This window comes from Rhizobacter sp. P3_B12 (genome assembly GCF_056402895.1).
Window position 1 is genome coordinate 1 of record NZ_JBFUGN010000149.1, and the last position, 9,432, is coordinate 9,432.

Sequence of the window (9,432 nt, forward strand, 5' to 3'; positions counted from 1 at the left end):
TCGCCGGCCGGTGCGGTCTTCGCCCCCTGGGGGGCGAGGACTTCCCTGCGCTGACTGGTTTCATGGCCCGTCGCCGAAACTCCCGCCACTCACTTCGTTCGTTGTGGTCAGACAGTCGGCGACAGTCAGTTCACGAAGCGTGCTGCGCACGCGGGCCATGAAACCAGCCAGCTCCGGCGCCCCGGCTTTATTGGCGCTCCACAGCCTCCCCGCACACGCCTTCTGCCACCGCCCTGCCTTGTRGGGGATGACAAGCGAACAAATGGGGGTTGAGCCCGGGTTGCACCCGGGGCGTCATGCGTGTCTTCTTCGCATCACACCCCCCGCCCGCGCCTTTGCGCGTGCAGAACGACGCAGGGATTGGCTTGACGGGGAAGACGGAACCTACGTTTTTCGCTTGGCGCGGGGATGCGCGGCGTCGTAGACCTTCGCGAGGTGCTGGAAGTCGAGCTTCGTGTAGACCTGCGTCGTCGAGATGTTGGCGTGGCCCAGCAGCTCCTGCACCGCGCGCAGGTCGCCGCTGGACTGCAGCAGGTGCGATGCGAACGAATGCCGCAGCATGTGCGGGTGCACGTGCGTCGGCAGGCCGGCCTGCAGCGCGCGCCGCTTCAGCCGCGAACGCACCTGGCTGTCGGTCAGGCGCGTGCCACGCCGACTCACGAACAGCGCCGGTTCGCCCGGATCGGCCAGCGTGCCGCGCAGCGCCAGCCATTGCGCGAGCGCCTGCAGCGCCAGCCCGCCCACCGGCACGCTGCGGCGCTTGCGGCCCTTGCCGAGCACCTGCGCCTCGGCCTCGGCGGCATCGACCCAGCCGGCCGCCTCGCTGCTGGCCCGCACGTCCAGCCCCACCAGTTCACCGACGCGCAGCCCGCAGCCGTACAACAGCTCGACGATGCACTGGTCGCGCGCGGCGAGTGCCGGATCGGTGTCGTCGTCCTCGCGCGGCTCGGCCAGCGCCATCGCCTGGTCGACCGGCAGTGCCTTCGGCAGCGGCTTGGCGGCTTTCGGGGCGCGCACGCCATCCACCGGGTTCATCGGCACCACGCCCTCATGGCCGAGCCAGCGGTAGAAGCCGCGCCAGGCCGACAGCACCAGCGCGATGCTGCGCGAGCCCAGCCCCTGCGCATGCAGCTGCGCCGCCCAGCGCCGCACGTGGTGCACCTGGGTGGCACGCAGCGACACCGGCTGCGCCTGCGCGAAGGCCTGCAGCCGCGCGAACGCATCGCGGTACAGCACGAGGCTGCGCGGCGCGAGGCGCCGCTCGGATTCGAGGTGGACGAGGTGACGCTGCAGGTCCGCGTCGAGTGCGGCGGACGGTGCAGTCATCGCGGGGACGGCCTCAGGTCCTCAAGCGATCGGCAGCAGCCGCGACAGCCCGGCGCTCGCGATGTCGCCGATGCGAGACAGGAACTCGGTGCCCATGTCGGCGCTGTAGCGCGTCGGGTCCGGCGAGGCCAGCACCAGCATGCCGAAGACAGGGTCGTCCTGGCGCACGCGCAGCGGGATCAGCGCCAGCGACATCACGGTCGCCACGTCGGCCAGCCACTGCGCCGCCTCGAAGCCGGAATTGACGCCGCAGTACGGCTGCGTGAGGCTGGCCGCGAAGCTGCGGGCGTCTTCGCTGACCGCCTTCGCGAACGGCAGCACATTGAACACGTCGGCCGCGCCCCAGATGCGGATCGCCGACTGCGGAATCATGAACTGGTGCTTCAACTCCGCCACCAGCACGTCGGGCAGGTCGCCGGGGTTGTGCGTCAGCATGATCGCGCGCGTCCAGCGGTGCAGCTTGTCGGCGATCGAGACGTTCTCGGTGCCGTGGCGGATCATCTCGATGATGCGCAGCTCCAGCCCCTTGTTCTTCTCGCGCAGCATTTCCATCTGCCGCTCCTGCAGCGACACGGCGCGCTGCCCGTGCGGGCTGGTCAGCTGGACTGCCGCCAGCAGTTCGGCATGGCGCTCGAAGAAACCCGGCGTGTTGGCCAGGTAGTTCGCGATGTCCTGTTCGGTGATGCCTTGGATGCTCACGGGTGGGCCCTTTACGTCTCTGCCTACAGATGGATCACGCCGTCGAAGACGGTCGTGGCGGGGCCGGTCATCAGCACGGGCTGTTGAAGGTTGCCGGCAGCACCTTGCCATTCGATCGTGAGCCGGCCGCCGCGCGCATCGACATCGACGCGCGCATCCAGCAGGCCCATGCGGATGCCGGCGACCACGGCCGCACAGGCGCCGGTGCCGCAGGCGAGTGTCTCGCCGGCGTCGCGCTCGTGCACCCGCAGCCGGATGTGCGTGCGCGACAGCACCTGCATGAAGCCGGCGTTCACCTTGCGCGGGAAGCGCGCATGCTGCTCGATCAGCGGGCCCTGCGTCGCGACCGGCGCGGTGTCGACATCGGCCACCACCTGCACCGCGTGCGGGTTGCCCATCGACACCGCAGCCACCTCGACGGTGTCGGTGCCCACCGGCAGCGGCCACACCGCGAAGCCGTTCAGCTCGCGCGGCGCCAGGCCGCTGGCATCGAACGGCAGCGCCGGCAGGTCGAACACCGGGGCGCCCATGTCGACGGTGACGCGGCCGTCGTCCTGCATGCGCAGTTCGAGCACCTGACGAATCGTCTCGACGCGGATCGTCGTCTTGTGGCTCAGGTTCTTGTCGTGCACGAAACGCACGAAGCAACGCGCACCGTTGCCGCACTGTTCCACTTCGTCACCGGTGGCGCCGTTGAAGATGCGGTAGCGGAAGTCGATGCCGGGCGTCGTGCTGGCCTCGACCACCAGGATCTGGTCGGCGCCGACGCCGAATCGCCGGTCGCCCAGTGCGCGCAGCTGCGCGGCATCCAGCGCCAGCGGCGCCGTGGTGGCATCGAGCACGACGAAGTCGTTGCCGGCCCCCTGCATCTTCGTGAACTGCACTCTCATGGGCGGGGATTATCGCCGCGCGCCATGACAGCGGGCCGGGCAGGGTCGCCGTTCATCCCGGCCATCTGCCAGCCAGATCCCGGTTTCTCGAAAACATCTGGCCGTCTGCAAAAGGCCTGCACAAAGCGTGGCGAGCATGCCGAGCCATGCCGGAGGCGATCGTCGCGCCGGCTGTACCTCACGGGAGACACGATGGACATGAACACCACCTTTTTCGGCGATGACACCGGCGATGACACCGGCGCCCGCTGCGGGCCGCTGACGCGCGCCCCAGCCGTCCGGCTGAAGCTCACCCGACGATGCAGGGTGCGCAGCGGCAGTCGATCCTGCACGCGGACCTGCACCTGCGGCCGTGCCTTCGCGCCGCCATTGCGCGCCGACAAGCGCTGGCGGCTGGGCGGCGTGCCCTGCCTGATCCTGCGTCGGGAGGCGGTGCCATGCTGAAATTCCTGAAGCGATTTCGCCGCCGGTTCGACGAGCAGGAACCGATGTTCGTCAGCGTGCCCGGCGAACCCGTGCCGCCGCTTGCCCCGACCACGCCGACCACGCCGGCGCGCCAGCCCGATGACGTGTCGCTGCTGGAATGGCTGCGCCTCGTGCTCGGCCACCTGTGCACCGAGGAGCGCCTGCGCCTGCAGCAGCGCGTGGTGAACAGCGTGCAATTCGGCGACGCCGTGCCGCAGGCGGTGCGCCATGCACTGCTGGCCGAAGGCGGGCAGCAGGACGGCCAGTGGGCGATGCTGCTGGTCGGCATCGACGAGATCGACGACGTCGAGCGGCAGGGGCGCGAACTGGCGCGGGCCGCCGGCATTGCGGCGATCTACGGCTGGAACTGGCACGAAGGGCGCAGCCGCACGCCGCGCGCCGCGTTGTTCGAGCTGCACACCTGGCTGCTCGGGTTCGGCTTCTCGCTGCTGCAGATGGACACCGGCCGCCCGGAGCGCGCGATGCTGATGACCGCCGCGGTCGATGCCGAGACCGCGCTCCGGCTGGGCAATGCGCTCGGCGCGCGGCTGGCACTGCCGAGGAGCGACTGAGCGACTGAGTGGGGGCGGGCGGGCGCGGCCGTCAGTACAGCGACGCCTCGCCCGCCGGCCGCGTCTTGAAGCGCTTGTGAACCCACAGGTACTGCGCCGGGTTCTTGCGGATCTCGTCCTCGATCCAGCGGTTCATCGCCGCGGTGTCGGCGACGGGATCGTCGCTCGGGAAGTGCGTGAACGGTTCGCCGAAGCGCACCCGGTAGCCCTGGCCGCCGGGCAGCATCTCGGCGATCACCGGCTGCACCACCATGCCGAGCGCACGCGCCATGCGCGACGGCGCGAGCAGYGTCGCGGCCGGCACCCCGAAGAACGGCACGAACGCGGCATCGCGCGCGCCGAAGTCCATGTCGGGCAGGTTGAAGAAGGCGTGCCCCTTGCGGATCGCGCGTATCAGCGGCAACGCCTTGTCGCTGCGCGGAAAGATCTCCGCATGGTCGCCGAAGCGCATGCGGCCCTTGCGGATCGCCTCGTCCATCACCGGGTTGCTCTGCTGCTGGTACATCGAGCAGGCCGGGTGCCGCTGGAACAGCAGCGTCGCGACGCCCGCCACGTCGAGCCCCATGAAGTGCGGCACCAGCCACATCACCGGCCGCTGGCTGTGCTCGGCGAGCTTCACGTCGCCTTCGACGTGGATGATCCGCTTCAGCTGGTCCATCGGCGCGTACCAGAGCAGGCTGCGCTCGAGGATGCTGCGGCCCAGCCACTGGAAGTGCTCGCGGGCGAGCGCGAACCGCTGCTGCGGGCTCCAGGCGGGGTAGCAGAGCTCCAGGTTGCGCAGCGCGACGCGCCGCCGCGAGCGCGCCAGCGCGAACAGCAGCCGCCCCAGCCCGCGCCCCAGCGCGGCCAGCAGCGGCAGTGGCAGCCAATGCAGCAGCCACATCGTTCCCAGCAGCAAGCGGGTTCCCATCGCGAGTTCTCTATTCTTTTGGCGCGGCGTCCGCCGGATGTTCGCGCGGCGCCTTGTATCGGTTGTAGCCCCACAGGTACTGGCCGGGGCACTGCAGTATCAGCTGTTCCATCGCCCGGTTGACGGCGCTGGCCGCCGCGGTCGGGTCGTCTGGCAGCGTGCCGGGGAATTCGAAGAAGCGCTGCACGTAGCCGGCACCGTGCGGCAGCCGCTCGCCCCAGGTCAGCAGCGGCACGGCACCGGTCTGCTGCGCGAGTCGTGCCGCCAGCGTCATCGTGTAGGCCGGCTTGCCGAAGAAGGGCGCCCACACGCCCATGCCGTCGGGCGGCACCTGGTCGGGCAGCAGGCCGACCATCTCGCCGCGGCGCAATGCGCGGATCATCTGGCGCACGCCCGACAGCGTGGCCGGCACCGCCTGCAGGTGCGGCCGGTCCCGGGCGGTCTCCTCGAGGCGGCGCAGCCAGGCCTGGCGTGCCGGGCGGTAAAGCACCGTGATCGGCTGCTGCGTGCCCCAGCGCTCGGCGATGGCCTGGGCCGTGATCTCGAAGCAGCCCATGTGCGGCGTGAGCAGCAGCACGCCGCGGCCTGCCTCGAGCGCGCGGGCCAGCAGCGCCTCGTCCTCGAAGCGCACCATGCCGAGCACGCTGCGGTCGATCGGCCGCAGCCACAGCTTCGGCAGCTCCATCACCATGCGGCCGGCCGATGCGATCGCCGGGCGCCACGCGGGCCCGTCGAGCCCGGCCTGGGCGGCGTTGTCGATCATGCGGCGCCGGTAGTTGCCGGACAACGCGTAGCCCAGCCAGCCCAGGGCGCTGCCGAGAAGATGCAAAAAGCCCAGCGAAAGCCCGGCAAACCAGCGCAGTAGGGTTGTCATCTGTTTCTATAATCCCGCCATCGCCGAGTTATGAACTACTTGCGGGGCGATTCAAAAATCCTGCTAAAGCGTTCGCCGCTCGAAGAACCCAAGTCCGGCAACGCGTTTTTTCAACCTTGCTGGAGTTTAAGAGTGTCGAACGATTTCCTTTTCACGTCCGAGTCCGTTTCCGAAGGCCACCCCGACAAGGTCGCCGACCAGATCTCCGACGCCATCCTCGACGCGATCTTCAAGCAGGACCCGCGTTCGCGCGTGGCCGCCGAGACGCTGACCAACACCGGCCTGGTCGTGCTGGCCGGCGAGATCACCACCAACGCGCACGTCGACTACATCCAGGTCGCGCGCGACACGATCAAGCGCATCGGCTACGACAACACCGAGTACGGCATCGACTACAAGGGCTGCGCGGTGATGGTCTGCTACGACAAGCAGTCCAACGACATCGCCCAGGGCGTCGACCAGGCGAGCGATGACCACCTGAACACCGGCGCCGGCGACCAGGGCCTGATGTTCGGCTACGCGTGCGACGAGACGCCCGAGCTGATGCCCGCGCCCATCTATTACGCGCACCGCCTGGTCGAGCGCCAGGCCCAGTTGCGCAAGGACGGCCGCCTGCCGTTCCTGCGCCCCGACGCGAAGAGCCAGGTGACGATGCGCTACGTCGACGGCAAGCCGCACAGCATCGACACCGTCGTGCTGTCGACCCAGCACAGCCCGGACCAGAGCGAGACGCCGAAGAAGATGAAGGCCTCGTTCAACGAGGCCATCATCGAGGAGATCATCAAGCCGGTGCTCCCGAAGGAGTGGCTGAAGGACACCAAGTTCCTGATCAACCCGACCGGCCGCTTCGTCATCGGCGGCCCGCAGGGCGATTGCGGCCTGACCGGCCGCAAGATCATCGTCGACACCTACGGCGGCGCCTGCCCGCACGGCGGCGGCGCGTTCTCGGGCAAGGATCCGAGCAAGGTCGACCGCTCGGCCGCCTATGCGGCGCGCTACGTCGCGAAGAACATCGTCGCGGCGGGCCTGGCGCGCCAGTGCCAGATCCAGGTGGCGTACGCGATCGGCGTGGCCCGCCCGATGAACGTGACGGTCTACACCGAAGGCACCGGCGTGATGCCCGACGACAAGCTGGCCGCGCTGGTCAACGAGCACTTCGACCTGCGCCCGAAGGGCATCATCCAGATGCTCGACCTGCTGCGCCCGATCTACGAGAAGACGGCTGCCTACGGCCACTTCGGCCGCGAGGAGCCGGAGTTCTCGTGGGAGAAGACCGACAAAGCCCAAGCGCTGCGGGCAGCGGCGGGGCTGTAGGACCCTGCGAGGCCAGCGGCGCCCGGCGTGAGGTAGTGCGCGCCGCGCCGTCGGCGATCGCTGCCGGCGCTTCAGGCCGCGGCGCGGTCGGCCGATATGCGGGGCGAAGGCGTCGAGATCGGCGTCATCGGTCCTGCCCATGCCTGTCGTTCCTGCCGCTTCCTCCTCCTCGCTGACCGTCCTCGTCGTCGACGACCAGCCCGGCGTGCGCGTCGCGCTCGTCGCGCAGCTCGATGCGCTGGGCCACCGGGTGCTCGAAGCCGGCGACGCGACCTGGGCGCTGGAGCAGTTCCAGCGCCACCAGCCCGATCTGGTGCTGCTCGACGTCGTGATGCCCGGCCATGACGGCTACTGRCTGGCGCGCCAGATGCGCCAGGCCGAGTCCGGCCGCTGGACGCCGATCATCTTCCTGTCCGCGCGCGACCAGGAGCAGGACCTGTGGAAGGGCATCGAGAGCGGCGGCGACGACTACCTGGTGAAGCCGGTGTCGACCGTGGTGCTGGCCGCCAAGCTGCGTGCGATGACCCGGCTGCTGCAGATGCAGGCCCAGCTGATGCAGGTGTCGTCCGAGTTGCGCACCGCGAACCAGCGCCTGCAGCACCTGAGCGAACTCGACGAACTGACCGGCCTGATCAACCGCCGCGGCTTCGACCGCCTGCTGCATGCCGAGATCGGCGCAGCGCGCCGCGAGCAGCAGCCGCTGACGCTGGTGTTCTGCGACCTCGATGCGTTCAAGCCCTACAACGACACGCTCGGCCATGTGCAGGGCGACGATTGCCTGCGCCGCATCGGCGCGCTGCTGCGCGAAGCCTGCCACCGCCCGCGCGACCGCGCGACGCGCTACGGCGGCGAGGAGTTCGCGCTGATCCTGCCGAACACGCCGAAATCCGGTGCGATGACCTTCGCGCGCGCGATCCGCCGCATGCTGGCCGGCGTGGCGCTGCCGCACCCGGCCTCGCCGGTCGGCGCCCTGGTCACGCTGACCGGCGGCATCACCACCTGCATTCCCGACGCCCAGACCACCGCGGAAGGCATGGTGATGCGCGCCGACCAGGCCTTGTACGCCGCGAAGGCGCAGGGGCGGGACCGCTTCTTCAGCTTCGAGATGCAGCTCGACACGGTGGAGCAGCTGGCGCAGTAGCGTCAGCAAACAGTGTCAGCAGTCACCGGCCAGGCGCTTTGCGCGCACGGGCCGATGACGCATCATCCGGCTCCATGCCGATCACGCTCGACCACCTGCGGCGCTACGCCGTCGCCCGCACGCTCTTCAAGCCGACCACGCTGCTGCGCGCGATCCGCCAGCTGGGGTTCCTGCAGGCCGATCCGATCCGCTCGCCGGCGCGCGCACAGGACCTGACGCTGCGCCACCGCGTCAAGGGCTACCGCGCCGGCGAGCTGGAGCGCCGCTACGCGAAGCTGCCGATCGAGGAGGACTGCCTCGTCAACTACGGCTTCCTGCCGCGCGAGCACCTGGCGCTGATGCACCCGCGCGTCGCCACCACGGTGTGGGACCGCGCCACGCAGCGCCGCGCCGCCGACGTGCTGGCCTTCGTGCGCGAGCGCGGCCGCGTGCACCCGCGCGAGGTCGACGATCATTTCGCGCACGGCCGCGTCACCAACTACTGGGGCGGCTCGTCGAACGCGAGCACCCACCTGCTCGACGGCATGCACTATCGCGGCCTGCTGCGCGTCGTGCGGCGCGATGCGGGCATCCGCGTCTACGAGGCGGTCGAGCATCCGCCGGCCGACGACAGCCCCGGCGAGCGGGCGCGCCGCGCCGCCGCGCTGCTGGAATTGATCGTGCGCAAGTACGCGCCGCTGCCGGCGCGCAGCCTGACCCACCTGACCGGGCTGCTGGGCTACGGCGCGCCGCACCTGAAGGCGCAGACGCAGGCCGCGATGAAGCTGGCGCGCGAGCAACTCGCGAGCCTGCAGCTCGATGGCGTCACCTGGTACTGGCCGGCCGACGAGAACCCGGCCTCGCGCCGCCATGCGCCCGACGACGCGGTGCGGCTGCTCGCGCCGTTCGACCCGGTGGTCTGGGACCGCACCCGCTTCGAGCTGCTGTGGGGCTGGGCCTACCGCTTCGAGGCCTACACGCCGGCGCCGAAGCGCAGGTTCGGCTACTACGCGCTGCCGCTGCTGTGGCACGACCGCGTGATCGGCTGGGGCAACCTGTCGCTGGTGGGCGGGCAGTTGAAGCAGCAGCTCGGCTATGTCGACGGCCGCGCGCCGCGCGACCCGGCGTTCAAGGCCGGGCTGGCCGACGAGATCGCGCGCATGCGCGGCTTCCTCGGGGTCGACTGAGGTTCAGCCGCCGGCCTGCAGCGGCCGCTGCCGCGCCGCGAGCGACGCCGCCAGCGCCAGCACGCCGGCCGAAGC

The 9,432-nt window shown here is 70.1% G+C and carries 10 protein-coding genes; 5 read left to right on the forward strand and 5 right to left on the reverse strand.

The features are described 5' to 3' along the window. Positions 1–384: 384 nt before the first annotated feature. From AC1D01_RS10800 to dapF, 3 genes are read right to left on the reverse strand one after another with little or no spacing between them, the layout of a single operon-like run. Positions 385–1,326 carry a tyrosine recombinase XerC gene (locus AC1D01_RS10800; RefSeq protein WP_477866034.1) on the reverse strand — a complete coding sequence of 314 codons (942 nt, stop codon included), beginning with the start codon at positions 1,324–1,326 and terminating at the stop codon, positions 385–387. Between the two features lie 21 nt (positions 1,327–1,347). After that, entirely contained in the window at positions 1,348–2,025 is a 678-nt protein-coding gene (locus AC1D01_RS10805) for a DUF484 family protein (protein ID WP_477866035.1), read from the reverse strand. A gap of 23 nt (positions 2,026–2,048) precedes the next feature. Continuing rightward, the gene (gene dapF / locus AC1D01_RS10810; RefSeq protein ID WP_477866036.1) at positions 2,049–2,915 is read right to left on the reverse strand and encodes a diaminopimelate epimerase; all 867 of its coding nucleotides are present in this window, start codon (positions 2,913–2,915) and stop codon (positions 2,049–2,051) included. A gap of 192 nt (positions 2,916–3,107) precedes the next feature. On the opposite strand from dapF, the gene AC1D01_RS10815 reads away from it, so the two are divergent. Continuing rightward, positions 3,108–3,359 carry a hypothetical protein gene (locus AC1D01_RS10815; protein ID WP_477866037.1) on the forward strand — a complete coding sequence of 84 codons (252 nt, stop codon included), beginning with the start codon at positions 3,108–3,110 and terminating at the stop codon, positions 3,357–3,359. Continuing rightward, the gene (locus AC1D01_RS10820; RefSeq protein ID WP_477866038.1) at positions 3,353–3,952 is read left to right on the forward strand and encodes a hypothetical protein; all 600 of its coding nucleotides are present in this window, start codon (positions 3,353–3,355) and stop codon (positions 3,950–3,952) included. The genes AC1D01_RS10815 and AC1D01_RS10820 overlap by 7 nt, the downstream gene beginning before the upstream one ends. A gap of 31 nt (positions 3,953–3,983) precedes the next feature. Here AC1D01_RS10820 and AC1D01_RS10825 read toward each other — a convergent pair whose 3' ends face one another. Continuing rightward, positions 3,984–4,862 (reverse strand): lysophospholipid acyltransferase family protein, encoded by an 879-nt coding sequence (locus AC1D01_RS10825; protein WP_477866039.1) that lies wholly within the window; start codon positions 4,860–4,862, stop codon positions 3,984–3,986. A 10-nt stretch (positions 4,863–4,872) separates the two neighbouring features. Next, positions 4,873–5,736, reverse strand: coding sequence for a lysophospholipid acyltransferase family protein (locus AC1D01_RS10830; RefSeq protein ID WP_477866040.1), 864 nt, complete (start codon positions 5,734–5,736; stop codon positions 4,873–4,875). Positions 5,737–5,868: 132 nt separating this feature from the next. On the opposite strand from AC1D01_RS10830, the gene metK reads away from it, so the two are divergent. The 3 genes from metK to AC1D01_RS10845 all read left to right on the forward strand — a co-directional run bounded on the left by metK (position 5,869) and on the right by AC1D01_RS10845 (position 9,357). Further along, the gene (metK, locus tag AC1D01_RS10835) at positions 5,869–7,050 is read left to right on the forward strand and encodes a methionine adenosyltransferase (RefSeq protein ID WP_477866041.1); all 1,182 of its coding nucleotides are present in this window, start codon (positions 5,869–5,871) and stop codon (positions 7,048–7,050) included. Between the two features lie 139 nt (positions 7,051–7,189). Continuing rightward, positions 7,190–8,191: a GGDEF domain-containing response regulator gene (locus tag AC1D01_RS10840; protein WP_477866042.1), complete on the forward strand. Its 1,002-nt coding sequence runs from the start codon at positions 7,190–7,192 to the stop codon at positions 8,189–8,191. A 74-nt stretch (positions 8,192–8,265) separates the two neighbouring features. Then, the gene (locus tag AC1D01_RS10845; RefSeq protein WP_477866043.1) at positions 8,266–9,357 is read left to right on the forward strand and encodes a DNA glycosylase AlkZ-like family protein; all 1,092 of its coding nucleotides are present in this window, start codon (positions 8,266–8,268) and stop codon (positions 9,355–9,357) included. Positions 9,358–9,432 lie beyond the last annotated feature (75 nt).

What these genes read in the sequence shown, in the direction of transcription:
- AC1D01_RS10815 (WP_477866037.1), top strand. Translation starts at nt 3,108, where the DNA reads ATGGACATGAACACCACCTTTTTCGGCGATGACACCGGCGATGACACC.
- AC1D01_RS10830 (WP_477866040.1), bottom strand. Translation starts at nt 5,736, where the DNA reads ATGACAACCCTACTGCGCTGGTTTGCCGGGCTTTCGCTGGGCTTTTTG.
- dapF (WP_477866036.1), bottom strand. Translation starts at nt 2,915, where the DNA reads ATGAGAGTGCAGTTCACGAAGATGCAGGGGGCCGGCAACGACTTCGTC.
- AC1D01_RS10845 (WP_477866043.1), top strand. Translation starts at nt 8,266, where the DNA reads ATGCCGATCACGCTCGACCACCTGCGGCGCTACGCCGTCGCCCGCACG.
- AC1D01_RS10800 (WP_477866034.1), bottom strand. Translation starts at nt 1,326, where the DNA reads ATGACTGCACCGTCCGCCGCACTCGACGCGGACCTGCAGCGTCACCTC.
- AC1D01_RS10820 (WP_477866038.1), top strand. Translation starts at nt 3,353, where the DNA reads ATGCTGAAATTCCTGAAGCGATTTCGCCGCCGGTTCGACGAGCAGGAA.